At 63.5% G+C, this 26,348-nt stretch carries 25 protein-coding genes and 3 pseudogenes; 7 read left to right on the forward strand and 21 right to left on the reverse strand.

All coding sequences use genetic code 11. The features are described 5' to 3' along the window. Positions 1-12: 12 nt before the first annotated feature. The 3 genes from OG874_RS36595 to OG874_RS36605 all read right to left on the reverse strand — a co-directional run bounded on the left by OG874_RS36595 (position 13) and on the right by OG874_RS36605 (position 2,867). Entirely contained in the window at positions 13-1,368 is a 1,356-nt protein-coding gene (locus OG874_RS36595) for a WS/DGAT/MGAT family O-acyltransferase (RefSeq protein ID WP_330251613.1), read from the reverse strand. A 135-nt stretch (positions 1,369-1,503) separates the two neighbouring features. Next, positions 1,504-1,782 carry a hypothetical protein gene (locus OG874_RS36600; RefSeq protein WP_330251614.1) on the reverse strand — a complete coding sequence of 93 codons (279 nt, stop codon included), beginning with the start codon at positions 1,780-1,782 and terminating at the stop codon, positions 1,504-1,506. A gap of 191 nt (positions 1,783-1,973) precedes the next feature. After that, the gene (locus tag OG874_RS36605; RefSeq protein ID WP_330251615.1) at positions 1,974-2,867 is read right to left on the reverse strand and encodes a DMT family transporter; all 894 of its coding nucleotides are present in this window, start codon (positions 2,865-2,867) and stop codon (positions 1,974-1,976) included. Between the two features lie 254 nt (positions 2,868-3,121). Between OG874_RS36605 and OG874_RS36610 the strand changes: the two genes are divergently transcribed. Both OG874_RS36610 and OG874_RS36615 read left to right on the forward strand, forming a co-directional pair. Beyond that, entirely contained in the window at positions 3,122-3,763 is a 642-nt protein-coding gene (locus OG874_RS36610; protein ID WP_330257579.1) for an arsenate reductase ArsC, read from the forward strand. Positions 3,764-3,868: 105 nt separating this feature from the next. Beyond that, positions 3,869-4,195, forward strand: a complete 327-nt coding sequence (locus OG874_RS36615; RefSeq protein ID WP_330251616.1) for a hypothetical protein — start codon at positions 3,869-3,871, stop codon at positions 4,193-4,195. Between the two features lie 70 nt (positions 4,196-4,265). Here the strand turns inward: OG874_RS36615 and OG874_RS36620 are convergent, their stop codons facing one another. The 6 genes and pseudogenes from OG874_RS36620 to OG874_RS44980 all read right to left on the reverse strand — a co-directional run. Next, entirely contained in the window at positions 4,266-5,930 is a 1,665-nt protein-coding gene (locus tag OG874_RS36620; RefSeq protein ID WP_330251617.1) for a cutinase family protein, read from the reverse strand. A 956-nt stretch (positions 5,931-6,886) separates the two neighbouring features. Continuing rightward, positions 6,887-7,098: pseudogene (locus OG874_RS36625) on the reverse strand (TnsA-like heteromeric transposase endonuclease subunit); the annotation flags it as partial. A 654-nt stretch (positions 7,099-7,752) separates the two neighbouring features. After that, a complete protein-coding gene (locus OG874_RS36630; RefSeq protein ID WP_330251618.1) occupies positions 7,753-8,202 on the reverse strand; it encodes a TY-Chap domain-containing protein in 450 nt (149 codons plus the stop codon). Continuing rightward, positions 8,199-8,696, reverse strand: a complete 498-nt coding sequence (locus tag OG874_RS36635; protein WP_330251619.1) for a DUF6301 family protein — start codon at positions 8,694-8,696, stop codon at positions 8,199-8,201. The genes OG874_RS36630 and OG874_RS36635 overlap by 4 nt, the downstream gene beginning before the upstream one ends. A 603-nt stretch (positions 8,697-9,299) precedes the next feature. Beyond that, positions 9,300-9,833, reverse strand: a complete 534-nt coding sequence (locus OG874_RS36640) for a hypothetical protein (protein ID WP_330251620.1) — start codon at positions 9,831-9,833, stop codon at positions 9,300-9,302. A 109-nt stretch (positions 9,834-9,942) separates the two neighbouring features. Next, positions 9,943-10,491 (reverse strand): annotated as a pseudogene (locus OG874_RS44980) (toxin glutamine deamidase domain-containing protein); the annotation flags it as partial. Here OG874_RS44980 and OG874_RS36645 point away from each other — a divergent pair. Beyond that, entirely contained in the window at positions 10,384-10,629 is a 246-nt protein-coding gene (locus OG874_RS36645) for a hypothetical protein (RefSeq protein WP_330251621.1), read from the forward strand. The pseudogene OG874_RS44980 and the gene OG874_RS36645 overlap by 108 nt on opposite strands. A 1,637-nt stretch (positions 10,630-12,266) precedes the next feature. On the opposite strand, the gene OG874_RS36650 is transcribed toward OG874_RS36645, so the two are convergent. Continuing rightward, positions 12,267-12,506 (reverse strand): hypothetical protein, encoded by a 240-nt coding sequence (locus OG874_RS36650; RefSeq protein WP_330251622.1) that lies wholly within the window; start codon positions 12,504-12,506, stop codon positions 12,267-12,269. Between the two features lie 34 nt (positions 12,507-12,540). Between OG874_RS36650 and OG874_RS36655 the strand changes: the two genes are divergently transcribed. Continuing rightward, the gene (locus OG874_RS36655; protein WP_330251623.1) at positions 12,541-13,221 is read left to right on the forward strand and encodes a hypothetical protein; all 681 of its coding nucleotides are present in this window, start codon (positions 12,541-12,543) and stop codon (positions 13,219-13,221) included. A gap of 140 nt (positions 13,222-13,361) precedes the next feature. Here OG874_RS36655 and OG874_RS36660 read toward each other — a convergent pair whose 3' ends face one another. After that, a complete protein-coding gene (locus tag OG874_RS36660) occupies positions 13,362-13,592 on the reverse strand; it encodes a hypothetical protein (RefSeq protein ID WP_330251624.1) in 231 nt (76 codons plus the stop codon). 145 nt (positions 13,593-13,737) lie between these two features. On the opposite strand from OG874_RS36660, the gene OG874_RS36665 reads away from it, so the two are divergent. Next, complete coding sequence (locus OG874_RS36665) at positions 13,738-14,343, forward strand: hypothetical protein (RefSeq protein ID WP_330251625.1); 606 nt, start codon at positions 13,738-13,740, stop codon at positions 14,341-14,343. 709 nt (positions 14,344-15,052) lie between these two features. After that, positions 15,053-15,283, forward strand: coding sequence for a hypothetical protein (locus OG874_RS36670; RefSeq protein WP_330251626.1), 231 nt, complete (start codon positions 15,053-15,055; stop codon positions 15,281-15,283). Between the two features lie 629 nt (positions 15,284-15,912). Here the strand turns inward: OG874_RS36670 and OG874_RS44985 are convergent. The 7 genes and pseudogenes from OG874_RS44985 to OG874_RS36705 form a co-directional block, all read right to left on the reverse strand. Beyond that, positions 15,913-16,290, reverse strand: a pseudogene (locus OG874_RS44985) (WXG100-like domain-containing protein); the annotation flags it as partial. A 12-nt stretch (positions 16,291-16,302) separates the two neighbouring features. Further along, positions 16,303-16,626: a WXG100 family type VII secretion target gene (locus OG874_RS36680; RefSeq protein ID WP_330251628.1), complete on the reverse strand. Its 324-nt coding sequence runs from the start codon at positions 16,624-16,626 to the stop codon at positions 16,303-16,305. 82 nt (positions 16,627-16,708) lie between these two features. Beyond that, positions 16,709-17,164: a YbaB/EbfC family nucleoid-associated protein gene (locus tag OG874_RS36685; protein ID WP_330251629.1), complete on the reverse strand. Its 456-nt coding sequence runs from the start codon at positions 17,162-17,164 to the stop codon at positions 16,709-16,711. After that, complete coding sequence (locus OG874_RS36690) at positions 17,157-17,837, reverse strand: hypothetical protein (RefSeq protein WP_330251630.1); 681 nt, start codon at positions 17,835-17,837, stop codon at positions 17,157-17,159. Before OG874_RS36690 ends, OG874_RS36685 begins: the two co-directional genes overlap by 8 nt. 133 nt (positions 17,838-17,970) lie before the next feature. Beyond that, entirely contained in the window at positions 17,971-18,327 is a 357-nt protein-coding gene (locus tag OG874_RS36695) for a hypothetical protein (RefSeq protein ID WP_330251631.1), read from the reverse strand. Then, positions 18,324-20,390 carry a hypothetical protein gene (locus OG874_RS36700; protein ID WP_330251632.1) on the reverse strand — a complete coding sequence of 689 codons (2,067 nt, stop codon included), beginning with the start codon at positions 20,388-20,390 and terminating at the stop codon, positions 18,324-18,326. The genes OG874_RS36695 and OG874_RS36700 overlap by 4 nt, the downstream gene beginning before the upstream one ends. Continuing rightward, a complete protein-coding gene (locus OG874_RS36705) occupies positions 20,387-20,764 on the reverse strand; it encodes a hypothetical protein (RefSeq protein WP_330251633.1) in 378 nt (125 codons plus the stop codon). The genes OG874_RS36700 and OG874_RS36705 overlap by 4 nt, the downstream gene beginning before the upstream one ends. 283 nt (positions 20,765-21,047) lie before the next feature. Between OG874_RS36705 and OG874_RS36710 the strand changes: the two genes are divergently transcribed. After that, a complete protein-coding gene (locus OG874_RS36710) occupies positions 21,048-21,326 on the forward strand; it encodes a hypothetical protein (RefSeq protein WP_330251634.1) in 279 nt (92 codons plus the stop codon). Positions 21,327-21,770: 444 nt separating this feature from the next. Here OG874_RS36710 and OG874_RS36715 read toward each other — a convergent pair whose 3' ends face one another. The 3 genes from OG874_RS36715 to rpsR all read right to left on the reverse strand — a co-directional run bounded on the left by OG874_RS36715 (position 21,771) and on the right by rpsR (position 26,267). Further along, the gene (locus OG874_RS36715; protein ID WP_330251635.1) at positions 21,771-24,869 is read right to left on the reverse strand and encodes a replicative DNA helicase; all 3,099 of its coding nucleotides are present in this window, start codon (positions 24,867-24,869) and stop codon (positions 21,771-21,773) included. A 677-nt stretch (positions 24,870-25,546) separates the two neighbouring features. After that, entirely contained in the window at positions 25,547-25,999 is a 453-nt protein-coding gene (gene rplI / locus OG874_RS36720; RefSeq protein ID WP_330251636.1) for a 50S ribosomal protein L9, read from the reverse strand. 16 nt (positions 26,000-26,015) lie between these two features. Beyond that, positions 26,016-26,267 carry a 30S ribosomal protein S18 gene (rpsR, locus tag OG874_RS36725; protein WP_040697505.1) on the reverse strand — a complete coding sequence of 84 codons (252 nt, stop codon included), beginning with the start codon at positions 26,265-26,267 and terminating at the stop codon, positions 26,016-26,018. Positions 26,268-26,348: the final 81 nt, after the last annotated feature.

Below are 26,348 nucleotides of genomic sequence, written 5' to 3' on the forward strand. Positions count from 1 at the left end.
CAACCCGCCGGTTCAGACGGCCGCTTGCTCGAGTTCGGTCAGCGAGTTCTCGAGATGGTCGAGCAGGCTGTGCAGTCGCGGCACGCTGCGGCGGCAGCCGACCAGCCCGAAGTCCAGGTTGTCGGCGTTGGTGGTGAGGGTGATGTTGACGGCCTGCCCTTCGCAGGGGATCGACATCGGATAGGTGGCGTCGAGTCGCGCGCCGTTCCAGTACTGGGGTTCCTTGGCGCCGGGGACGTTGGAGATGACGATATTGAACGGCGGGTTCGTCAACGACAACATGCCGGGCAACATGGTCAGCGCCAACGGGCTCAGCATCAGCCCGGACAGGGCCATGGTCTGGGTGGGCGAGAGCGAGTTGTAGACCTCTTTACTGCGGCGCATCGAGTCGCTCACCACCCGCAGCCGTTCGATCGGGTCGGCGATATCGGTGCCGAGGTTGCACAGGATCGCGCCGACCTTGACGCCGTCGGCCTCCGTCGCGTCCTCATCGGTCCGCAGCGAGACCGGGACCATGGCGATCAATGGCTTGTCGGGCAACGCGTTCTGCTCGATCAGATATCCGCGCAAGGCACCGGCCGACATCGTGAGCACCACATCGTTGACGGTCGTGCCGGTGGCCTTGTTGACCTGCCGGACGCGTTCGAGCGGCCAGGACCGGACCGCGCAGCGGCGCGCCCCGCCGATGGGCACATTGAACATCGAGCGCGGCGCCTCGAAGGGCATGGTCAACTGCTGGCGCAGTAGCGCGGCGCGGGCCACCCGCAGCACGGCCGGACCGGAACCGGCCGCCGACAATAGATTTCGTGCGATCCCGCCGGCCAGGGACCCCGGCGGTTCGGCCCGGCGGTTGGACCGCGGCAGGTTCCACGGCACGCGCGTTTCGCTCGCGTGTGGATCATTCGTGAGGGTCTTCGCCAGCACCCGCTGTGCGGTCACGCCGTCGATCAACGCGTGGTGCATCTTCGAGTACACCGCGAAACGGCCGTCGCTCAGCCCCTCCACGAGGTGGATCTCCCACAGCGGGCGGTGCCGGTCGAGCAACGTGCTGTGTAGGTCGGAGGCCAGCTCCAGCAGTTGATCGAAGTGCCCCGGACTCGGCAGCGCCGACCGGCGCAGGTGATAGGAGAGTTCGACGCCCTCGGCCTGTGTCCACGCCAACCGCGGTGCGCCGAGCCAGGTGGCCTGGCGCTTGCGGAAGGTGGGGTGAAATTCGTTGTCCACCAACAACTTTTCGTGGATGTGCCGGGCGAAGTCGGGCCCGGCGTCCTCCGGCGCCTCGAATAGTTGCAGCGAGCCGACATGCATCGGGTGCTCGCGGGATTCGGCGAGTAGGAATACGGCATCGATCGGAGAAATGAGCTCCATGGGTGAGTCGCCCCCTGACGACGGTGGTGAAGCTTGTGAAAGGTATCGACCACGATGTCGGACGGGCCCGCGCAGCCATGAATCCTGCGCGCTGTCCCCAACCTTACTGAACGGCGCGCAACCGCGTTCGCCGAATCAACGATCCTTGACCAGCAGCAGATAGGCCCGGCGGCCCCGCTCGTCGGGATCCGGTTCCCGGACCAGCCGGGCGATCGGCGTGAAACCGGCCTGCTGCGCCAGCGTGGCGAGCCGATCCGGTGACCACCGATAGGCGCGAATGACCTTGTGGTCGAACGGTTCCACATCCTGGACGGACTGACCCTTTCGAGCGATCTGCAAGCAGTCGCCAGCGGTGGCCTGGAAGGCGAGCGGGGCGTGCCCTGTGATGGCGAGTACCCGATGGAACTCCGTCACCGTTGGCGCGCACCAGTTCTGCGAATGCGCCGAGCATGGCGCGGTCGAATGGCTTGGTCGCGAGACGGTCTCTGGCGAATTCGGCGTAGCTGTCCGCGATGTCGTCGTAGGCGGTGCGGGTGTCTGCCATATCCGCCGGAACGGTCCGATTGTGCGCTGCCACCCGGACATCATTCCACCGCCGGTAGCGCCTAGGAGGTATGGCTCGGCGCCGGTGTGGCGGCGGGCTGGTCGGCGGCGCGGGTGCGGGCGGTGCCGAGGATCGAGCCGAGGATGACCAGCGGGAAGCCGATACCCATGCCGATGGTCAGCGGCTCGTTCAGCAGGGTTACGCCGAGCAGAATGGCCACCGCCGGATTGATATAGGTGATGACCGTCGCCCGGGCCGGGCCGACCTCGCCGATGAGCGCGAAGAAGACCAAGAACGCTGCGGCCGTGCAGATTACGGCGAGGCCGAGCACCGACCACGACGCGTCGGCGGTGAAATGTGACGGCCGGCGCAGCGCAGCGAACGGGAGGTAGATCACCGCAGCGAGGATCAGCGAACCGGTGACGACGCCCATCGGCGGCAGGTCGGCGAGCGCGCGGTTGATGATGATCGGGCCGACGGCATAGCCGATGGTGGTCAGCGCGATGGCGCCGATGGCGGCGGGCTCGCTCAGATCGATATCGAGTCCGACCAGCGCCGCCACACCCGCGAAACCGACGATCAGGCCGATGGTGCGGCGCGCGTCGAAGCGGTCGTGACCGAGCTTGGTCACGATGACCACCGCGATCAGCGGCACCGCGGCGATCAGCAGGCCGACCGTCGAACTGTTCAATGTGGTCTCTGCGAATCCGATGAGCAGCCACGGACCGGTGATCTCGACCAGTGTGTACAGCAGCAGCGGACGCCACCGCCGGAACACCGGCGCGAGCGTCTTGGTGTACAGCGCGACCGGCAGCAGGAGCAGCGCGCCGAGGAAGGTGCGGCCGAATGCCACCACGATCGGGTCGAAGTCCGCCACCGCGATCCGGATCATCGCGTAGGGCACGCCCCAGATGACGCCCATCGCCAAGAACAATGCCCAGCCGCGCTTGGTCATCGTGCGACCCTCCGATCCATTTCCCGCACCGGAGCCTATCCGTTTTCATCCCATGATTCGAGGGCGAACTGTGTTGGTACCGGAGCTCGACGGCGGCGGTCGGCACGGTGTCGGTGAACGGCCGAGTACGAGCCGGTTCACGGGATGTTCGTTTGGTGGTGTATTCGACGAGCTGACAGGCTGGGGGAGTGTCTCAGCCTGAACAGTCGGATGCGACCGAACGCTCAGCCGCCTCTGCGACGCCCCACTATCGCCTGCTCGCCCTCGACCACCAGACGGCCCTCGACAATGCCGAGGCCCGGCTGCGCGATGAGTTCGCGTCCATGTTCGACTTCGAAACCGTCCACCGCTTCCTGTACGACTCCTACGATGATTTCGTCGCTCGCGCGACGGTGACCCTCTATCTACCGACACTCGCCGAACGCTTCGGCCGCCAGCGGTTGCAGGCCATGGCCCGGGTGCAGGGCAAAGTCGCCCAGCCCAAGCCGGCCGTGCTCTTCCTGTGCACGCACAACGCCGGACGCTCACAGATGGCGCTCGGATTGTTCACCCACCTCGCCCAGGGCCGAGCGATCGCCTGGTCCGGCGGCTCCGAGCCCAGCGCCGCCCTCAACCCGGCCGCCGTCGAGGCGATGGCCGAAATCGGTATCGATATCGCCGACGAATACCCCAAACCCTGGACCGACGAAATCATCCGCGCCGCCGACATCATCGTCAGCATGGGCTGCGGCGACACCTGCCCCCTGGTCCCCGGCCCGCGCTACGACGAATGGATCGTCGAAGATCCGGCGGGTCTCGGCCTCATCGAGGTCCGTCCCATCCGCGACGATATCCACAAACGAGTCGAACAGTTGATCGCTGACCTCGGCATCCCCATCGGCACATTGCGCGGTTAGCCGCAAGCAGGTGGACCCATGTCAGCGCGATGTCAGCGGCGGGCGGCATCGTCGTGTTCAGGCCACGAACCACGTGGCACTCGACGATCACCCGAGAGGTTCGACATGGAAACCAGCACCGCCGAAACCCTGCGCCGCCAACTGGTACTGCCCGTCCGCGCAGTCCGCGTGGGCCTGCACGCATCCGGCAGCGATCCGGCCACAGTCGCGCGTAAGACGAGGAAGGTTGGTCCCGCGCTGACCAAAGCGACCGAACGGGTCGCGGTCGTGCATCGTCGAGTCGAACGAACCGCCGCCGATCTGGAGCGGACTTCGGCCCGCCACCACCCGACCGCCCTCGCCGAGCGTCGCAAGGCTTTGGCTGATGCCCTCGCGCTCGTCGCAGGCGTCGATGCGGACCTGAACGCCGCCATCCGGTCCCTCGACCGCTGAATCGCTACGAGCAGCGGCTGATCCTGGGTTCGGCCACCATGCGTAGATCGCCGAACTCAGGGCCGCATCGTCACTTCGTACTGGTGGTGGTCGGCACTGCGGATGTCGTTGTTGTTGTGGTGGTCGGCGCGGTCGTGGTCGTGGTCGGTTTGGTGGTGTCAGTGGGTGCCGCGGCCGAAGTCGGAGCCGGTGTGGTTGTCACCTCCGGTGTGACTGCCGGGCTCGAGGTCGTGGACGGTGGCACCGACGTTGTCGAGGGCGGCGTCGTTGTGCTGCTGACACCGGTCTTGGTGGTCGTGGGTGCCACGGTCGTGCTCGTGGTCGGTTGGCTCGTCGGCGTCGGCGAAGTGGTCGCCGCCTTGTACGCCGCGGCCAGGTCAGCTTCGTCCGGCTTGGCGGTCGTATCGACCGTCTTACCCGCCTGCGCCTGCTGCGCCAGGTGGGTGAGCCAGGCGGCCGCGTACTCGGCCGAGGTCAGTGGCTTGCCGTCGGCAGCGTTCGCGTCATGCCAGTAGTCGAAGTGGTGACCGGTGTGGTTCGGGCCGAGCGTTTGCTGGTACGGGTCGCTCATGATCACCGGGATGGTGTTCTGGTTCGTCACGATGAGACCGACGATCTCGTTGAACACCTTCTGCGGCAGGTAGGCCAGCGACGACATGTCGTTGGTCGCGATCGAATCCGCCTTCGCGGGGGTCGTCGGCGTCGCACCCGGCTTGTACGCCGGATCCGAAACCCGCAGCAGTACCTGGAGGAAGGTCTCGTTGCTCTGCATCCAATTCGGCTGCGACTGAATATCCGCGAACGCGGCAAGCGCGATGTTGCCGAGGGTGACCGCGACGTCCTGCCCGGTCGCCGGGGTGAGCCCGTCGCGTTCGAGCGCGTCGACGTTCAACTGACGGCCGACATTGACCGCCAACTGCAGCAGTGAAATGTTCTGCGGCGCCGAGCAGGTGAGATCGCCGTCGGAGCAGAACGACGCGATCTTGCCGTTCAGCGCGCCGAAGTCACCGCTGGTACCCGGCAGCGCACCTTGACCCGGTGTCGGATTCGCGCCGTTCTGATACTGCTGGTCGAAGCCGTCGGGATGGTTCGGGTCCTGCGCACCGGGGAACGGTCCATCGCCCGCCGTGCGACCCGCATCGGCGAGGATGACGACACCGACCACATTGGCCGGATCGACGATCCCGTATCCACCGTCCTTATCGGCCTCTTGATGCCCGACGGTCATCGCGACCCGCCGGACGACATCGGCGCCCTCGCTGTATCCGACGATCGAGAACTTGGTATCCGGGCAGGCCTGTGCGATCTCCCGCATCACCTGTTCGGTATTCGCGACACCGGTGTTGACAGCATCCTCGTAGCTGGCCATATTCGCCGGATACGCAATGTAGACAGCCGCGTACGAGCCGGGTTCGACGGCATTCGCGGGAGCATTGACCACCGGATCGACCCATTCACTGGAATGGTCACCGGACAGCGCCGCGGGTAATTCCGCACCATTGGCGTCGACCAGCAACTTCGTCGTCCCCGCAACAGGCGTATCCCCGCGCCCCGCCACCGAGATCGTCACCATGTCGTGGCATTCGGTAACCGACGACGTGAGCTGCGTATCCCTGGTCTGCGGCGACGATGTCAGCGCCAACGAAGCGGCGACAACCGCCGCCACCCCCAACACCGCGGGCGCCGCAACAGCCGAAGCCATTCGATGGCGCGCAAAGAACTCCCGAAGAGCCATGTCCCGTTCCCCAATCCAATTAACCGACAAGTGGACGGACAGGCCCCCCGACAGGCCGTGTGTCAAGGAGAACGTCGTAATTGGGGCGACAAACGTTACCGAACTGGAATTATCAGCCGGAAATCAGTCCGAGCCGGCGGCGCAGTCCGACGGATCTGTCAATGTCCCGTACAGCGCTGCCAGGCCGGCCAGGGTATCCGATCGCGGACCACATCGGCCCGGGTGCGAGTACGAATCACCCCGGAGGCCGTCGCTGCACTACTGCTCGGCGAATGCATTGCGGATGCATCGACGCACAGACGACAGGCCTGCCATTGAGGGCCCCACAAGCCAGTTCATCCGGGCCCCCCAATCGTTCATGCCGTCGTCTGGGGCCACGGCATCCCCGTGGGCCACTTACTCCGCGTTCGTGGCCGAGATCGGGAGGCCGAGTAGGGGGTAGAGGACCCATCGGGAAGACCTCGGGTTCGGCAACCTCACCAACTACATCGCCGGGAGCCTGCTCGAAGTCGGCGGGTTCAGACCGCAACTACACCCTCAACTGTGAAGAGCCGGTTTATCGAACCCCCGGGGTGATACCGGGAATCGGTGAGCGGTAGCCGGGGCTGACCTGCCCTGGGCCGCTGTTGGTGGGCGGCTCGGTCCGCTTCCAGGTGCCGTCGGATTGGCAGACCAGGTAGGTGCCGTCGGGATTGGAGACCTTGCCGCCGACGTCGTAGGTGGACCCGCTCGACTCACAGGTGTAGGCGACAGTCCCGCCCGGTTTCGTCCTCGTGTCTGTGTGGGCGACTCCGGCCGAGGCGCCGATCAGGCCAACGGCGATGAGCAGGGAGGCGGTCAGGGTCCGGTGTCGGCCGCCTGCGGTGTCCCCCGTACGGAGAGCTGGTTCTCACCACCCTTGGCATCGCCCGAAGCTGCGACGAGTGGCTGTCCAGGTTGTCTCACGGTGTGGCCGGCAGCCGTGCCAGCTCTAGCCGCGATTCGTAGATCACGTGCCCGGACTCGGTCGCCGATCGTAGGTCCCCGAATAGTGCTTCTGACCTCCACGCCAGCGAAAGGTCCGCCACGACAACGCGGTAACAACGTCATCGACGCTGACGCCGGGTAATGGTCGTATCTCCGCGCTAGTGTCCTCTGCACGGCGCCGGGCGAGCAATGCCGCACTCATATCCACCGACCCTGCAAGCGATTTCGACGATCGAGCCATAGCGATCACCATCGCGGAATCTCCCAGCATCGGAAGTAACTTCCTTGGATCATCCACCCGGAAGCTCGGTCAAACCACGCAGTCATGCCGAGACAATCTCACCGAAATTGGCAAACTGGCCACTGAGTCGCGATCTCTGATGAGGTTTGAACAATAGTTTCGAGAGCCTACAAAGCCCGAACTGTAGGGTCTCAAAAGTCTTGGCCAGCATCGTCTCTCCGACCTGCTGGTTCTGCTTCTGTCTCAAAAGGTGGCCACGGCAGCCTGTCTCATAATGATGGCCATTCTTCAAGGGAGCGGGTAGGTCGGCATGGCGCTGTGCAAGCCCGTCGCGCGAGCGTTCCGAAAGTGTGCTGCGGCAGTAAGTCTCACTCAAGGTGTTTCATCACGTGATGAATGTGGTTCAGACCCGCTTCTTGTGACCGTAGTGCCTGGTCAAGAACCTCCGTGGGGCGGCGGGTGCTGGTCATAGCGATCGTGCATCTTGCGCGGTCGCTATCGGAGAAGGGGCACGCGTCCTCGGTGGGAGGCCGATCAGCCGATGCTGCGGGTGGTGATGGGAGCCGATGGTCGGGGGCGACCGGCTCGGATCCCGAAAGCTCGGATGACAACCGATCAAACCTGACGTGCCAGCCCGAGCAGTGGCAGGTGAAGGTCGCGTTCGTCTGCGTTCTTGTTCCATGCGGTGTAGGTCAAGGACCCTGGGGCGCTGATTCGGAATGCGTCACGGAGTCCGGTCACCACCATTGCCGCCAACTGGCTGTATATGGCTGAATTGACCGGCCATGGCAGTTCGATCCACCAGTAGGGGCCGTGGTCGGCATCGGGTTCCTGCCAGCCTCTCTCGGTGATCAGGCGGTGTCCCGTTTCGTCAGGCCGCGCGGTGGGTTCGAGGAACTCATCGCCTGCCAATTCGGCCAGTAGCTCGCTGTCGGTCTGCGCGAACTGCGCGAACCGTTGGTGGCCCGGGGGGAGCCCCGCTTCTACGATCTTTACAATCGCGCCTGCGGGCAGTACAGCTAACTGCTCGGCCAGTCGCTCGGTGAATTCCGTCCAATCCGTCATGTCAGGCCCTGCTGTTCGAATTCGATGGATCTATCGAGAGCCGCCAGGGAGGCGTTCGTCTGATACGTCAGCTGGACAGTATGTGCGAGACTCAGATTCTTCAGGCGCAATGTTGTTTCCGGGAAAGCCCAACGGATTTCTGCGGATTCCCCCGGCATGCGGGCGGTTGGTTCGCCGAGGGCGCCGGTTATGGTGTCGGTCATCCTGACCAACGCGTCACGCACCATTGCTCGGCCGGTCGCGTCCTCGCTCGCGGAGTCGGTGACCATCAACTTGATGGACTCGGCTACCCCATCGCGGCCGTCTACCGAACCGCTGCTCAGCCCGAAGCCGCAGTCGAGCATGACCCAATCCTTTCGGGTCATCAATATCTGCCAGTCGAACCTTGCCGCTATCGCGGGCACATCTTGCAGCTGCCACGACCAGTCCAACGACCGCAAGCCGGTAGTCAATTCGACTATCTCGTCATCGGTCAGCGCATGCCATCCCGTCATGGATTCACCTTGTTCCTATTGCCGGATTTCGTTTGGTTCCGTTCTCGGCGGAACCGTCACCGCGATGCGACCCTGCACATGTTCCCCGCTCAGGACAGCGTTCTACCTTCTCGCTCCAGCGCTCGGGCTTGCTCGCGTAAGCGTTCAGCGCGCACCATCTCTACGCGTCGTTGCCCTCGTCTGGTTCACGCGGTTGCGAATGTTCGCTGGAGCTTTCGTGTGGAGACGCAATTCGTGGATCTCGTGGGTGTTGATTCGTGGGCGGACGGGCTTCTTGTTGATCCCGAGCTGACGTTCCACGGTCGGATCCGGTGGCTTCAGATACTTCGCCATTGGCACGGTCAGCTGGTGGTCGGCCGATGCCAGGGGACCGGTCCAGCGCGTGGTCAGGATCGGTTACGCGGTCGCTTTGCGATGGTCGACCTGTCTCTATCGTCCGATCTCCGGGCGCAGATCCGGATCGGCTGGTCGGCAGGTCCGAATGCGAGACACGATCAAGAGGAGCTTCGAAGCTCACACCGGCGCTCGATTCTGCGCCCGGCGATTGCGTGTGTGACTGGGTGGTCCACTCAGCCGCTGGCGGTGGGTAACCGTGGTCGGGGCCTAGTCCTCGAAGGTCCCCTGTTCCGGCCAGGTCCCGTCCTGACGGGATTTCCATTCCGCCCACGCCGCTGCGCGTGTCGCGCGCGCCCAGGTCGGCCGAATACGGAGCGGGTGCTTGGTGATGGTCAGCTGGAATTCCTCGGTCGGCTCCGGGGGTTGGACCAGCGACTCGATCCGGACTTGATACTGGATCATCTCTGAGTCCTCTTGTGTGCGTTGAATTGTCGTCCGGGTGCGATGTGGGTAGATCTGGGCGCCCTGGACCGGTTGGCCCGCTTCGATCGCCTGGTCGTACATCTCCCCGATCGTGAACGGATCCAGACTCGGGTGTACCGTCACCACGCCCGTCTCCCGGTTCACCACGTAACTGGTGAGGCCCAGATCCATGCCCCGCGCTATCTCCTCCGGGGTGAGTTTCGGACGGCACACCCATCCGTGCTGGAACGAAATCGGCCCTTCGAACTGCAAACTCGGGAATGCCTGGGCCAGATACTGCTGGACCTGTTCCTCGGTTTGGAACCGTTGTGCCACCATGTGATCCTCCATTCGGGTCGCAAATCATGAATCGCACCCCCATCGACCTGTCGACCAGGTGCGCCGGCGGCTTATCGGAGATGATCGGTGGCTTCGGTTGCGCGTCGACCCACATCGGCCCGCTTGCCCCGTGCGGGTAGACGATCGCGGTAGCGTGCGAACCCCCCATGATCGGGCTGCCGTCCGGGTTGTAGAGCTTTTGCCCAGTTTGCGGGTCGCGGGCGTGCCAGGCGTTGTGCACGTATGCTGACGCACCTGGGCCCTGTTGAGCTACCCAGTCATGCAATGCCTGGAACTGTTCGGGTATCGATCTGCCGCTGTCGTTGAAATGTTGCCAAGTGCCGCCGATCCACGCTTCGGCGCGCTGTAGACCGAGCGCTTCACCGGCGCGGGTGTCGATGCTGCCGTCAGGCAACACATCCGGCCATCGAGGGGCAGCGGCCATCGGCCGACCGTTGTGCGTGGACAGGATGGCCATCGTGCAATCACTGCAGTCGTTGCTACGACCCGGTTTCGTGGGGCCACCATCGTTGATGTGCTCTGCGTACAGGTGCGGATCGGCACCAACAAGGAATCGATTGCCAGCACGGACGGAATCCTCGACTACGTGCTGATACGCGGGATCCTCGATGTCGTTGAGGTTGCCTTCTCCGATCACCCGACTATCCGCGATGTCGCCGCGGGTGACTGGGGTATTGGCCTTGGCGATGTCGTTGCTGAGCTGGTGAATCTCGTCCGGGCTGAACCCGTGTCCGCGCTGGCCTGGTTCGGTTTGCAGTCCAAGATGGTCGCGTAACTGCTGGACGATCGCGTCGGGGTGGGCGTCGGGATGCCAGGGGCCGGCGGTTTCACTGACGTGGATGTGCAGGTTCGCCGCCGCCGGATCCGGCGTGTGCACCAAGTCGATCAGCACCCGGTCACCGGATAACAACCGCTGACCGTGATTGAAGGTCAGATCCGTTGCCAACTGCGCCCTTTCCCACAACCGCGCCACCTGTTCCGGGGATACGCTGCGGTCTGCGGTGACATGCACCTTGATGCCGGCTACCGCGAGGGAACCTTGGTGCTCATCGGGGTAGCGCCGGAAGTCATAGGCGGGCTTGGTATTCGCCCCATGCTCGGTGGGCACCTGAGTGGTATGGCCGCCCTCGGGCAGCTGCTGGCGGTACCACTCACGTATCTGTCGCACTTGGTGTGCCTGCTGAAACTCTTGAGGCGACAGTCGTTGCGGACCCTGGTGTGGACCAGGCTGATCCGGCCTCGGCGCTCTGCCCGGATGCTGAGGATCATTTGAGCTATGTGCCTGCGGACCGCGCTGCTGCGGTGCGCGCGAATCCGAGTGCGGCGCTGAGTGTTCCGCTGGATCTGCATGTCGTACCGGTGTTGGCGGGACCGGTGTGTGTGACTCGATGACTTGCGGGGGTGTTGAGCTGCGAGGGGATTCGGGAGGCGCCAGTGAAGTGCGGGGGTGCGGTGGCGGGACCTGGTGCGGGCTGAGTTCTGGTGGACGCTGGTGTGGTGTCGATGGTGTGCGGGCTACCGGCTGGTGTGGTGGTGTCGGCGTATGAGTGGGCGAATTGTGGGGCGCCGGCGCCACATTCGTTGGCGAGTGATGCGGCGCAGGTGAGATGGGTCGGTGTGTTTCAGGGGAATGTTGCGTCGGCGGTGTCGGAGAGTGTGACTCCGGCGCAGGCGCATGTGGTGTCGGCAGTGGTGACTCGGGGGCACGCGAGGCCGTCCACGGCGCGTGCGGCGAGGGTGATTCGGGAGCGTGCTGTGACACCGAATGCGATTGTGCCTGTGAATGATCTGGCGATACGGGCTGCCGGGGGGCCGGGTCAGGCGTGGTCGGCGGATGTGGTGTCGTCGGCTCGTGCGTCGGTGCGTGAGTTATCGGTGGCAGCGATTCCGGTGTTCGCGACGACCTCCATGGTTCCTGTGGTGCTGGAGGCTGGGACTCCGGAGCAGGATCGCTGGGGTGCGATTGTCGCTGGGTGTTGAGCCAGTTGCGCACCTGGATGTCGTGTGGGCTCTCGCCCGGTGGGTGGGCGCGGGCGGCGGCGATTTCTTGCTGGGTGGGTTGGTAGCGGCCGATGTGTGGGTTGTATTCGCCGCTATAGAACGGGTCCATCGGAATGAGGCGGCCGTCGTCGAATCGGGCGACGTATTTGTGGACTTCGGGGTCGAAGCCTCGACGTTGCGGTGGCGGCTCCAGAGACGGGGCTCGAGTGGGTGTCGGCGCGTGTTCTGTTGTGAGAGAGCCATTTTCGGAGTATTCGGAGCGAGCATCGGGCCGCGCGTGAGATTGGTGGGCGTCGGCTTCAGTCATCGAATCCGGGCGTGCCCACCGCGGCGGCTCTGATTCCGGTGCGCGCGTCGTCGACGTTACCGGGCGGTCGACCGGACCATGGTGCGGTGCAACCGATTCCGGTTCTATTCCGTCGTTTCTCCCTGTTCCCGAGCGATACGCTTCAGTTCCGACTCCCCCCAGGCTTGCCAGATCTTGACCTGCTCCTCCGATGCTGGACGACGCCCCTTCGCTTCCAATGCGGCTCGGTGGGCGTCCATCTCCCGTACTGCTTCCTGACTCTCGGGGTCGGGGTTGGACTGGCGCAGCGTCGGGCCGAGAATTTCTAGCGCTATCTGTTTCATTTCCTCTGGACTGATGGCCATCGGGAGTCCTTCCTAGATCGGTGAGACGGATGATGTGTTTGCCCGGGTCGTGCGGGCGTCTACCCGGCTCGAACGACATGTGATCGACCCGGAACTGGTGCCCCGGCGGGAAGATGATCTCGGCCTGGTTGAGGCTGGCCCAGGAGATGTCCTTACCGTAGCGGGACTTGATGATGAGCTCGACATTTCCGCCTGCCATCGAGGTTTCCTTGTCCGAGGACGCAAAGCCAGGATCGATGACTACCGGGTCAGACCTATTGGGGTTGTAGTACTGGAGAAACCTCTTGAGAGCTGCGGGGTCGTCGATATACAGAGATCGATAGACCACACCCTGATGGTCGGGCAGTTTGTTGTAGGCGTTGACCAATGCCCGGATCTCGAGATCGTGTTTCGCCAGCAGCGCCTCGTCACCGTTGCGCATGGCTTTGTTGGCCGACTCGTTGAGCACGACATCCTGATTCCGGCGGATCAGCTCGATCTCGGAGTCGGACAGTCGGGCCAGCTCCGGATATTCCTCGATGCTGTTGCGGGACCGGATATCCTGCGCTTCAGGACTCACCGGGTGGTCGCGCGCGTATTCGCGTTCGGCGATCGGGTCGTGGTAGTCCGGATTGGCGTAGTACGGCTTGCTCTCCACCGGCAGCTTCGGCCAGTATTTGGCCTCATCCGGTCGCGCCGCCGGATCGCCTCCAGCACTGTGGTTATCAGGATCTGATGGGTGGCTGCGGCTCGCCGCCGGGTCGTGAGAGCCGGGATCGGGGAAGGCGTGCTCGCCTCCGCTGGGCATTCCGGGCCGAGGCGAATGACCAATGATCGGTTCGGGGACCGATGTGTCGCGGCGCTCGCCGCCCTCGGTTAGGAGGCGATTACCCCGTTCTGCGGCCATGCTTTCTCGCGTTTGGCCCGGAGCATGATCTGTCCCGCCGCGGACCGGAAAATCACGTCCTCCGGTTGGTCCGTGCGGGCGGTGTTGTTGGTCGTATCGATCGTCAGGACGCGGTCGAGGTTGTCCCTCGTCTCCCCGAACTGGTATGCCACCTCGTTCGGGTCGTTCCTGATTCGGTTGTAGTAGATCAGTAGCGCCATCGTGTGGTCCCCATAGTGTGTCGTACCGTTCGCCGCTGCGCGGCGCCGCAACCGGTGCCCAGTTGTGGTCGATGTTGGCGTATGCGTGGGCCTCTTGATAGAGCGCCCCCGGGTTGTCGCGATAGTAGTTCGACTCCGCGAGTTCGTGTTCGAACAGCACGAGATCGGCGGGGTGCGGCCTACCGGATCGCAGTCGGATCCATGCTTCGGCGATGTCGGGGTCCGCGTCGTAGCGTCGGTGTGCGACGGTTCCGTCATAGTCCTGGATCGGATGTTCTTCGCGGAACAGGTGGTTCTTGATCTGCTGGACATCGTCGTGTGTGAAGTGCGTCCTGTCGACGCGCGGATGGTCGGCGAGAACGCTGGCGATGTCGTCGATATCACGGTCGTCGCTTCGGAAATGGTCGTAGGCGTTTTCGGCCCATTCGAACGCCGCGAAGTCGTCGCGTGGCCGGACCGCTCCGCCCGAATAGGCGAGGTCCGGTTCGTCTGGTACGGCGGTGTCACGGGGCGAGTGATCAGTCGAATCCGTGTGTGGCGAGTCGCTGCGGCGCTGGCCTGGTGTCGAAGAACCTGCACGGATGTCACCGCTGGAAGGCGGGTGCGCAACGACCTGCGGTGCCTGGTCGCCCGTGCCCTCGGTCCAGGTGTCACGAACTTCTGGCTCGAGTGTGTGATGGTCTGTGCCGTCGGGCCGGTCCGAAAGATCGGCGGCTCGTCGATCTGGGACGCTGTTGGGATCGTCGCCTGATGCACGGTGGCTGCGGGGCTCTGTATTGCGGTCCGCGGCAGGCGTATTGCGGTCGGCGGTAGGCGCACGGTTGGTAGCAGATTCTTGGGGGCGGGGCGCGGTGTGTTGTCCCGTGTCCGGGTTGCGCGAACTCGCCGAGTTTGCGGTCTCTCGTGTCGGGGAGGCGGTGTCACGTGGACCCGGCAGGTGGGTATCGGGTCGACTGGCGGCTGAGTTGGGGTGTGGTGACCGGTCCCCAGTCCCGTTGCCCGGTGTCCGCTCAGTCGGTTGGTGCGGTCCGGAATCGAGACGTGGTGTGCTGCTGCTGGTTTCCCGTGCCGGGGGCGTTGCCGCCGTCCGATCCGGTGTGTCGATGCTGCTGGATGATCGAGGAGTATCGCCGGGGCGCTGTGAGGTTGTGGCGCGATCGGACGTGGCGGGTGTGTCTGATCGGGGCGAAACCTCCGAACGCTGGGGAACGTCGGTGGATGCCCGAGCCGTACTAGCAGGCGAGGGACGGTCGCCGACGGGGGTAGCCGCGTTGGAGACAGGTGTCGCTGTCCCCTGCGCGACTTGTCGGTCCGGTGTGGGTGCCGTGGTTGTCGCCGACGATGCCTGTCCTGCGGCGCCACGGTCAAGGGCTGAGTGCCCTCCGGTACTGCTAGCGGGGGCGGCAGATGAGTCGGAGGAAACGGAACGGCTGTCGGCGGTATGGCCGGTTCCTGCTGAATTGGATTGGGCCCCAATCGGATTGTCTTGGCCGACGGCAGTGGAGTTCGGGCCGTGGGTTTCCTGGACTCCTGTTGTGGTCGCGGCGGCCGACGAGGTCGTTTCCGAGTGCGTTGCGCTGGACGAGGACGCGGTGTCGGTGTGGGTTTGGGGCGTCGGTGTGGATGCGGTGGCGGTCGAGGGGCGCTCGCTGCCAGTGGTGACTGGGGGTTCGTGGGAGGTGTCGGTGTGAGTGCTGGCTGGGGTCGTGGTGCCGGTCGATGATCCGGTCTCGTGCGTGGTGACAACTTCATGTGGTTTGACGCGACCGAATCCGGCGCCTGCGCCGTCGGCGACGGTGCTGAAGTCGACGTGCCCTCCGGACGTTGCGAAAGCGGCTGCGGTGTTGCCGGCGATGTTGCCGGGGACTGCACCCACGCCGCGGGTCAGCACTCCGCCCAGCGAATTCGATCCGACGTCGGTGCCCACCGTACTGGCCAGACTCTGGCCGGCCTTTGCCGCGATCGGCCCGGCCACTGCGCCGGCAATGGCGCCTGCGCCAGCGGATCTGCCAACGGAGCCCAGGTCGAGGCCGTCGCGATTGCCTTCAGCGATCTGGACACTCTGGGCGGCCAGATCCGTGCCCGCGCCGAAAGCCGTGCCAAAAGCCGAGCCGCCGGCGGCTTCACCAACGATCTTGGCAGCCAGTCTCGATGCCGCCTGCTCACCCAACTGGCTGGCTGCTTCCAGACCGACTCGCTCGACGAGAAATGCCGCGCCTTTGGCAGCAAGCTTGTCGATCAGCTCTTGCACCGTCTTACGGATGATGAGCTTGACGGCGGCAGCGGCAGCGAGGTCGGCGACCTGACCAATACCGGGCACGAATGCTATCGCCAACATCGCGGCCAACGAAAAGTAAATGGACAGCTTGGCGTACTCGATATCGGTGGCACCGTGTTCGAGTTGCTGGGCGAAGCTGTCGCAGGCAGTGATGAGGTTCTCTAGATCGCTGCCGTCTCCGCCTGCGACATCCTGCCAGTACGTGGACATCGCATCGTGGATCTTGCCGTCGATAGCGGACAAAGCGGTGTTCATCGCTTGATCGGCAGGACGCTGGAGTTCTCGCAGGGCATTAGCCATGTTCGACCAGTGTTCGGCTGTTCGGCGCATGGCGTCTTCGTCGCCCTCGGGCCAATGACCGACAAGGAAGTCCTCCAGCCATCCCAGCGGGCCCGGAAGATGCGGAAACCACAGAGTCATAGGTGTCTGTCCCTACAGTGGCCGGTATTGGTCGGCGTTGTGTTGATCTTGGTTTTGGAGGCCGTTGGCGGTGGTGGTGATGTGGTCACCGGTTGTCTTCAGCTTGGTCGCCAGGTTCGCCAGCGCGGCAAGGCATTCCCCGACGCTGCCCTGGCCGTCCCCCTGCGGATAGTTCTGCTCGAACTGTTGTCCGGGCTTGTCCTCACCCCAGCAGCGGCCCTCGGACTGAATCCCCTGCCGAAGCGTCTCCAAGGCCGAATTCACATCATCGCCCAGCTGCTCGAACTGCGGCGATACCGCGCGCAACCGGTCGGGATCAGCCCATAGTTCAGCCATGTTCGCACTCCCTCATCAGGTTTCGGACAGTCTTCGACTTCGACGCTGTGGCAGCGCCTTTGGTTCCAGGGATCTAGTCAGCTCAACGGGATGGCTCGGGCGGCGGCGATGTCCGCGACAGCACCGCCTGCAGATTCCGCAAACTCGGTGCGCCCGGAATGATTTCGTTGAGATCGGCCATCCCGTCCACGATCGTTTTGATGGGCGCGAGCACCTTCTCGCGGGCTGCGGTCGCCGCCTCGACCGCGCCCCGGATCGCGGCATTGAGGTCCTCGGTCAACTGGTGCGGTGTGCTGCGACGGTAGGCGTCATCGGCGATGGTTATCTCCGTGACCATCCCGGATGAGTTCACCGTCACCCGCGCGAGATTCTTCGGTGTGGTCGCATGGATCTTCATCGCGGCCAGCTTGCGCTGGATCTCGCCCAATTCATCGATCTCACGGTCGAAGTCGTTCTGGATCGCATCCAATGCCGAACGCAGCCCAGCGTTGGCGGACCGGATCTGTTCCTGTTCCCATCGCTCCACGCGATCACCCACCACCGGATTCTGTTGCGAGACGATTGCTTTCGGCAGCAGTCCACTCCTGCCACCAATTGGCCAGATCCGAGCCACGCAACTCCATGTTCGGGAAGCTTTCGCGGTTGACGATCACCCACGTCCGCTCCTGCGTGCATACCTGCTCGAGCACTTCCCGGCCCGAGACCGTCCGGCGCAGCCACGGGTTGACATCACTGGGCAACATGCCCGCAGAGGTATGAACCTCCAAGAGCGTGGATTCCCCTACGGCGTCCAGCGGCAAACCCCGCTGTCCATCTGGATCATCGGCGGGCAGAACCACGATGAGCTCACTGCGGCTGAACGCGTCGATGAATCGACCGATGTTGTTGAACCCGTACTCGACGCGCCACATCACCAACTCGAACTCGTTCGCGATGTCCCGACGTGCGTACTGCGGAGTCGGTATGAAATCCGGATTCAACCAGATCTCAGCGAATCCGCCCTTGTCGTCGGCCAACCAGCCACCGATCACATTGGTCTGCTGGATCGCCGATTTGTCGGCGGTCGGGTCCACGAAATGCTGCCACTTGCCTGGATTCGCATGTGCCCACGCGAAATCCGCGTCCGTCGGCTCGGGCAAGACCTGGGTATTGTCCGCCAGATAATCGGAAATATGGAGCGTGTCCTGTTTAGCCCGCTGGCTCAGATTCATAACCGCCCCCTACCACTCGTTCGGGCCGTGATGGACACACTTGGACGTCCCGGCCAGATCAACTCGCAACCTCATCTTCCGAAAACCACACACCTTGTTGCGCAGGCGAATAGAACCGCCCACTGATAGAGCCCTAGGTCAGCCAGGACTTCGGTGAGCCATAACCTTCTTCCCTGGCCTCGTCCTCATCGGTCCAATCGGTTGGCATCACGTAGTTGTCCCTGCTGTTCTTGCGCCCGGCCGCCCTAGCCCGGTCGGCGGCTTCGCGTAACAGTCGATCATGCTCGGCACGGGCCTCGTCAGCCGCTCTTTGTTCCGGGGTCTGCTGGTGCTGTTGTTCGCGCTGGATCAGCTCTTGGCGGACGTCGTCGAACACCTCGGCACCGCTACGAGCGGTCCGCGCATCGGCGTCGAGAAACCGGTTGAGTACCGTGCGTGAAGCCGCTGTGTAGTCGGCGACGATTCGGTCCATCTCGGCCGCATAGTTCATCTCTTATCGTCCATTTCGATCTCGATCTTCACGCCGTCGTCTCGTGGAACCGGCGTTGTCGCGGGCTCGGGTGCCGATGCCGGATCGGTAGGCGCTTCGACATCCGAGGCCACTTGTGATCCGCTGTCCAATGGCCCGGCCGTTGCCAACACGGGACCGAGGGTCGTTGCGCCGTCCGGTCCAGGTGGGGCGTCGAGTACTCCATCGAAACCTGGAGTGGTGTTCCACATCGGTTGGGGTAGTACGAGTCCGGTGGAGCTACGTTCGCCGCCTGTTGTGCTCTTGGCTCCGGCCGCGCTACTTCCGGGCATGCCGCTTGTCGCCGATCCCGTGGTTGCCTGCGATCCGCTCGCGTACGAGCCGGAGGTGGAATCGGTCGCCGCGGCGTGCGATGTCTGCTCCACTGACGCTCCCGACTGCGTTACCGGCACAGACAGTGTTGCCGTTGGCGCCTCTACCCGCGCTGTTGCCCCGCTGCCGCCTGTGGATCCGACAGCGGGGGCCCCGGAGTCAGGGGTTGTTGAGGGCGTTGTCGTCGATTCCTCACTCGGGGTAAAGAACGGCACGCCGTCCTTGATCCCCATCGAGTACTGCTGCGACTTTCCGTCGGGTCCGGTGATCTTCGCGGTGACCGTACCGTCCGGCGCCTGCGTCACCGCCATACGTTGCCCGGCAACAGTGAAGTCCGCCAGCGTCCTCGATCCGGATGTCTCGCTTGTGCCGGCAATCGTTGATCCCGTACCGGGCGTTGCGCCGCTGAGCCCGGTCAATCCTTGTTGGACGGTGGTCCCGAGCTGGCTGAGACCTTGCTGCACTGTCTGTCCGGCCTGGCTGGCTTGGCTGGCAAGGCTCGTCAGCGTCTGCAGCGGATTCATTTGCGAAGTGGTCGAGGTAGCCGATGTGGGGATTGTTGATGTCGATTGGGGCGTGGTCTGCGGTGTGGTCGAGTTGACCCCCGCGGTCTGGACGCCGGTGTTTACCCCACCAGTCTGCGACGTGGACGATTGTGTTGGTGTCTGCTGGTCCTGCGGTTTGGGAAACGACTTGGCATCGTGGTTGTCCAGCAGGTCCATCACCGGCTGATAGGCGCGGCGAATGTAGTAGTCCGCCAGCGCGCACTGATGGATGAAAGCTTTGAAAGCCTCTCGCACCGCCGGGCCGAAATGACCGGTCAGCCATTGTTTGCAGGCATCCCGGATCTTCTGGGAGCCGTCGCTGGTGCCGGGACCGACGTTGGTCATGTGAAACTGGTCGGCGGCCTTTTGGTTCGTGTCGCTGTAAAGATAGCCCCAGGTGGTGCTTTCCGACGCCACGGAAATGATTGTGCTCACAGGGTCTTCGCCACCGCCGAGCCGCATAGCGTGCCCAGCGACCGGACATTGGGAGCTGTCGAACGCGGCGACGAAATTCGCCTTGTCCCTGACGATCTGCAGTAGTACGTCCGGTAGGCCATTCATGGCTGCCGCAACCGATTGCAGGTACTGGCTCTGCTGATCGGCGTGCGCGTGTAATCCGGCCAGATAGTCCTGAGCGGCTCCGCCGGCGTTTCCCTGCCATGCCTCTGGCACCGCGTCCTTGACGCCGGCTAAGTCGGTCGTGATTTCGGTCGTGCTGGGGTGGGAATCAGTTCCTGAGGAGGCACCGTCGAGCGCCGTGGCCAGACTACGCAGGCTGTCGAGCTTCATGCTGCGTTGTTGGTCGTAGTACGTCCCCTCTAGTCGGCGGATCTCGTCGTTCGGATCCTTGATGGTGTCGATGCGTTCACCGCCGACCGCCGTACCGTCGACAGTCAGCGGCTCGACGACGATGCTGTCGAACCCCGGCAGCTTCAACACATCCCACACACGGTGGTAGCGAACAAGCGCCAACCGGAACCACTCCAGCCCGGGAGCAGCCTGATCCAGCAGTTTGTTGACATCGGAATCGGTGAGTTTGGGCTTGTCGTTCCAGATCGCCTTGTCGAAGAAGCTGTTGCCGTCTTCTTTGAGGAAACGCGCAAGGTCCTGCTGCGCCTTGTTTAGGTTGGCTTGATACTGCTGCTCATACTGTTGGGGAGTCGTCATGCCGATCCCAACTCGCCCTCGGCGGCGGCAATCTGGGCCCGATGCTCCTGATCGGTGGTCACCGTCGTTGTCACTGCCTGCCGCAGAACCTCCACCGTAGCGCCGGAAGCCTCGGACCATGACTGCAGCATCGTGACGAGCCCCTCGACTCCCGCCGCGAGTTTCTGTCCCTGCTCCAGATAGTCCTGCCCGGCATGAGCTGCCTCGAAACCAGAACCCGCGATGCGTGTCGCGTGCCCCTGGGTGGCATCAACGGCCGGCTCGATCGTGCTTGCCATGCCAAGCACCGACTCTGGGACGAAAAGCACTGCCCCTCCTAATCTTCCGATGTCACCCCACAGAAAGCCAACCCCATCGAAACTGGTCAGCTTCATGATCATGACACGGCCGGAGGAAAGCGCCCGATTTGAAAGACATTGTTTTGCAATGTCTTTACCTCTGCATGGCAGCAGCAGGCGTGGATTCGGTGTGCGAAATCGCCCCATCGTCACCGCGGGTTGCTCGCCTCGGCGTGGGCAATGTTGCGGCGCACGGTGTTCCGTGTCCCTGCTGGATGACCTGTACTCGCTGCGGGGCAGCCACGGGAGACCAAAGACGAAGGCCAACGGGGCCGCGAGAACGGCTACACCATGACCCTTATGGTGGCACCGCACCCAGATGAACGACCGGAGTATCCAGAAGGTGATCGAAAACCGGGCAGATTCAGCTGATCAGAAAGGGAGCTCGATGACAATGACGACTGTTCGCTGTGCGCGTATGCCCTGCGGCAGCGAGAACGGCGGCCTGGAATGGATGAACGACCTGCCCGCGCGATATGTCCACGGCCGCAAGGGCTTCGACCGCCGGATCATGGAAGAACCGAGTTACACCTCGACGACCTCGCAAACAGCCCGCGCACCATCCCACAAGGCATCCCGATCTTCCTGGACTGGCTGACCAACCTCGAAGCCAAGATCCCCGGCCCGAAGCCGAGCATCGCTCGATCATCCGTTCCGGACTGATCCGCAACCTCGCCGACCCCGCCGTCCGCGGCAACCAACGAGCCATCGACCTGCTCATCATCACTCAGATCCGCCACGAACCCCCACTACTGCCGCGCCTACTCGACTACGCCTGCCACGGACTGGCCCTCATCGCGGGACCCAAACACTTCCCACTGATCACCGAACTACTCGCTGAATTGCCGCCCGACGCTCTGGCTCGGTACGCGCTGGTGGAATACCTCGGCAGGGTCAAAACCGACGATGCCCGCGATCTCGCGGTCGGTGAACTCGACGGGCCGTCCCGGATCGCCGCGATATACGCCCAAGCCGAGATGAAAGCGACCGGCGTCGTACTCGCTGTCACCCTCGGACCAGGATCAGAACGCGTCAACAACGATCAGCCGCGCGCCATATCCACAAACCGGCTCAAATGCAGCTGGTGCGCAACGGTAATCGTCGCGGTCGGGCCATTACGATGCTTACCGACAATCAAGTCGGCCTCGCCACCGCGCGGGTCATCCCGCTCGAACGCATCCGGTCGATGCAACAGGATGACCATGTCGGCATCCTGCTCCAAAGAATTATGCAAACTAATGCCGTTGGCAACAAAATTGTGCGTGCCAGAGACAGTTCCGTCGAACACTTCCTGCTCCCCAAGGCTGGTCACCTCAACTATGTTGTCCCAGAACACATCGTTGGTAGCCAGCATTTCGATATCGGCGTCATCGAGCACCGCCGCAACCCGGCTTAGACGCGACCGACTCGGTGCGTGATGCCACATCTGCGATCCGCAGTAACGCGAATTCATCGCGTCAGAGAACTCCCGATGGGTCATTTGTTTGGTGGCCAGCAGTGTCTGAACTTGTCGCCAGACCTCCTTGGGCACAGTATCGGCATTCGGCTTTGGCACCAGAGGCTCAAGTTCGGCGAGAAGCGATTGTGCCTTGACGCCGCGTGCGCCGTGGACACCGATATCTCGGATGAACGCGATCTGATGCTCGGAGCCATAGATTGCGAGGTGCCAGCCGTCTCGATAGCCCGACTTGGTGACTCGCTTAATCCGCGAATGAACGCCGAGGCGGAGCAGCAGCTGTGCGACATCGTCGATCAGACGACGACTCGTTGACGCGTAATAGATCCAACCTTGCTTGTTCTTCGCATCCCAGCGGATCGAACCATCGGTGGCCCAGAGGTGCTTCAAAAATAGTGCGATCTGATTGTTCGGCAGTGCGAACACCCGCTGCGGGACGAACTTGTCATAGCTTCGCAAACCGAAGAGACCAAGCTCGTCGAGCCAGGCGGCGATCGGATTCCGCTTGCCGCGCGCGAGCCGGTACGGCGCGGGCAGCCGCAAGGTGGTGACGCGCGCCGCCGCATAGTCATCGCGCACCGCTGTTACACCGAAGTGGCGTGCGGCGGTGGTGACCGCCGCGAGGTTCTCTTCATCGATGCTGGCGTAGCGAATCGGCTGCCGTTTGATACACGACCCGTCACCGATCATATGCGCCAGCATGATTACTTCGGCATCCGCCATAGGCCTGGTGTCCACCGGTTCTGGGACGTAGCGCGGGGTCGCGAGGCGATCACCGACAGCCAGCTTCTCGAGCGGAATCCAGCCGTCGACGGTCAGGAATGGATGGTTGCCCGTGGCCTCGACTTCCCGTCCCGAGGTAAGCCGCAGCCGGAACACTTCCTTTCGTCCGCTGGGGAAGACTTTCACCATCGGACGCGCCACCATGCGCATACGGTCGTCCAGCGACCACACCAGCGGCTGTTCGCCGCTTGCGAGCAACTCCCCGAGGGTGGTCTCGCCGCCATTGTCCGCCCGCAGGATTCGCGTCGAAGCGGGGAGGCAACCAGATTCGCGCAGGTCAGATACCATGGGGCGCTTATCTGTTCGCTGTTCGGGGCCACGGTTCAGCTGGCTGATGGCGATGACAGGTACTTCGAGTTCCTTGGCCAGGAGCTTCAGGTTTCGGGAGAAATCCGAGACTTCTTGCTGGCGGGATTCGACCTTCTTGCCCGAGGTCATCAGCTGGAGGTAGTCCACCACAACGAGTTTCAGGTCGTGGCGCTGCTTGAGGCGGCGCGCCTTGGCGCGGATCTCCATCATGGTCAGGTTGGGCGAGTCGTCGACGAACAGTGGTGCCTCGCTGATCTCGCTCATTCGGCGAGCCAGTTTGGTCCAGTCGTCGTCGCTCATGCGGCCCGAACGCATATCGCCCAGCTTGATTTTCGCCTCGGCCGAGAGCAGGCGCATCACGATTTCGGTGCGGCTCATCTCCAGCGAGAAAATGACGCTCGGGAGGCCGTGCTTGATCGAGCAGCTGCGCATGAAGTCCATGCCGAGCGTGGAATTGTGCGTCGGGACCATCGTCGCGCCCGCGAGGTACAGGTGGTCGGCATTGTCGACCTCCACGCACCGTACGGGGACAGTGTCGATCTTTCGCACATCCACAATGTGGCGGGCGGCCGAACGAGCGGTACTCGGCACGAGATGGTTCGGGCTGTCGTCCGCGCGACGCACACTGTGGACTATTTCGCCGGTTGTGCGTACGGCGGCTGCACGAGCGCCGGTAGACCCGGCCATGGTGAGCCACTGATGCTGTTCGTCCGCGACGATCACAGTTCCGTCCGAGAATTCGACCTCGTAGCAAGGGCGTTCGGTCAGCACGTCGGTGGTGGCGAGGACGCGGGTGGGGCGGCCTTGGGCGTCGAGGAGTTCGTCGCCGATCTGAACCTCACCCATGGTGGTCCAGCCGGTGGGGGTGGGCAGGGGGGTGTCCAGGGCCAGGGCCTTACCCACGCCGGGGCGGGCGGCGACGATGATCATCTGGCCGGGGTGCAGGCCGTTGGTGAGTTCGTCGAGTTCGGTGAAGCCGGTGGGGACGCCGAGGGAGATGCCGCCGCGGGAGGCGATGGAGTCGATTTCGTCCATCGTGGGCTGGAGGAGTTCCTCGAGGGGCAGGAAGTCTTCGGTGGTGCGGCGTTCGGTGACCTCGTAGACCTCGGCTTGCGCGCGGTCGACGACCTCGGCGATGTCCTGGCCGTCGGCGCCCGCGTAGCCGTATTGGACGATGCGGGTGCCCGCTTCGACCAGGCGGCGCAGGATCGCCTTCTCCGCGACGATTTCGGCGTAGTAGCCCGCGTTGGCGGCGGTGGGCACGGTTTGGGTCAGGGTGACCAGGTAGGGCGGGCCGCCGATGCGCTTGAGTTCGCCCTTGCGGTCCAGGCCCGCGGAGACGGTGACCGGGTCGGCGGGTTCGCCGCGGCCGTAGAGATCGAGGATGGTGTCGTAGACCGCTTGGTGGGCCGGACGGTAGAAGTCGCCGGGGCGCAGCACCTCGACGACGTCGGCGATCGCGTCCTTGCTCAGCAGCATGCCGCCGAGTACGGACTGCTCGGCCGCCATATCGTGCGGGGGCTGACGGCCGAAGTCTTCGCCGGGCGGTTCGGGCGGGTAATCCGTGTGCCCGCGGTCATCGGTGGCAGTCACCAGACTCGACCGTCCTCTCTCGCCGGCTGACCCTATTGATCACTCGTTGTACTCCCGGGTACCGACACGTCCGGCGTCGAACCGCCGTGTGCGAGCCCCCGTCAATGGGTCTCACCTGCGGTTCCAGCAAACGGGTGTGACAGCTCCCGGATCATGACGATCCGGAGGTTCGTTCATGACAATGCGACGAACCTAGGCGACCCGATGGGGACACGCCAAACCGCACTGTGTACACACCTGTGGATAAGTTGGGGACTGTTTACCTAACGATGTGCACCCCCTGTGTACTACTTGGGGAAAACCCAGGTCATCTCGTTCAAATACGCAGATAGATATCGATTTCTGAATCTATCCACGTGTGGATGAATGATGGGTCGGCGTGTCGGTCCAGTTGAACAGCCGGGCGTGTTGGGTAAACAGCGCGTATTACGGATATGAACTGGATCACATTGCGGCCGGTTGGTTTTCCCGGCGATCCACAAGCCGAATAACAGGTGGTAGAGCCGATAGCAAGTGTTAGCCGAAGATGGTCCAGGTCACTCTGTGGGCCTTTTCGCAAACGTTTGGCTACCAAATCGAATCTTGATCATGTCGAACGCGGAACCTCGCATTGGTCTTATGCCGCACAGCCGAAGGCCACCCTTGTGCCGAAACACAAGAGTGGCCTTCGAATGAACTCAGTTCGCGGCGACCTGCAGGTCGAATTTCGCGATCACGTCGGGGTGCAGGTGCACCACGACGCCGTGCTTGCCGGTCGTCTTGATGTGCGACTTCGGCAGCTCGATGCTGCGCTTGTCGACGACGGGGCCACCGGCCGACTTGATAGCGGCGGCGACATCCGACTGGGTGACCGAGCCGAACAGCTTGCCGGTGCCGGCGGTCTTGACCGACAGCGAGACCGACTCCAGGCCCTCGATGGCCTGCTTCAGCTCGTTGGCGTGATCCAGGTCGCGCACCTTGCGCGCGTCCTGTGCCCGGCGGATGCCCTCGACCTGCTTCTGGGCGCCCCGGCTTGCGGCGATTGCCAGGCCGCGCGGCAGCAGGTAGTTGCGGCCGTAGCCGTCCTTGACCTCCACGGTGTCACCGGGGGCACCGAGGTTGTCCACATCAGCAGTCAGAATCAACTTCATTGCGATGTCTCCCTTCTCAGCGAGCCGTCGACACGTAAGGCAGCAGGGCGACCTCACGCGAGTTCTTCACGGCAACGGCGACGTCGCGCTGGTGCTGCACGCAGTTGCCGGTGACCCGGCGAGCGCGGATCTTGCCGCGATCACTGACGTACTTCCGCAGCAGGGCGGTGTCCTTGTAATCGATATTGACGGTGCCGGACTTGGCTTCCTTGCAGAAGGTGCAAGCCTTCTTCTTCAGCACCTTTTCGCGCGCGGGCGCTTTAGGCATGGTCTTTACTCCGTAATCGTGTGATGGCCCGGCTCTTTCGAGCGACTGCGAACAGTCATGGTCGGACCGATGTGAGCCGTT

It is taken from the genome of Nocardia sp. NBC_00565 (genome assembly GCF_036345915.1).
Lineage (GTDB): Bacteria > Actinomycetota > Actinomycetes > Mycobacteriales > Mycobacteriaceae > Nocardia.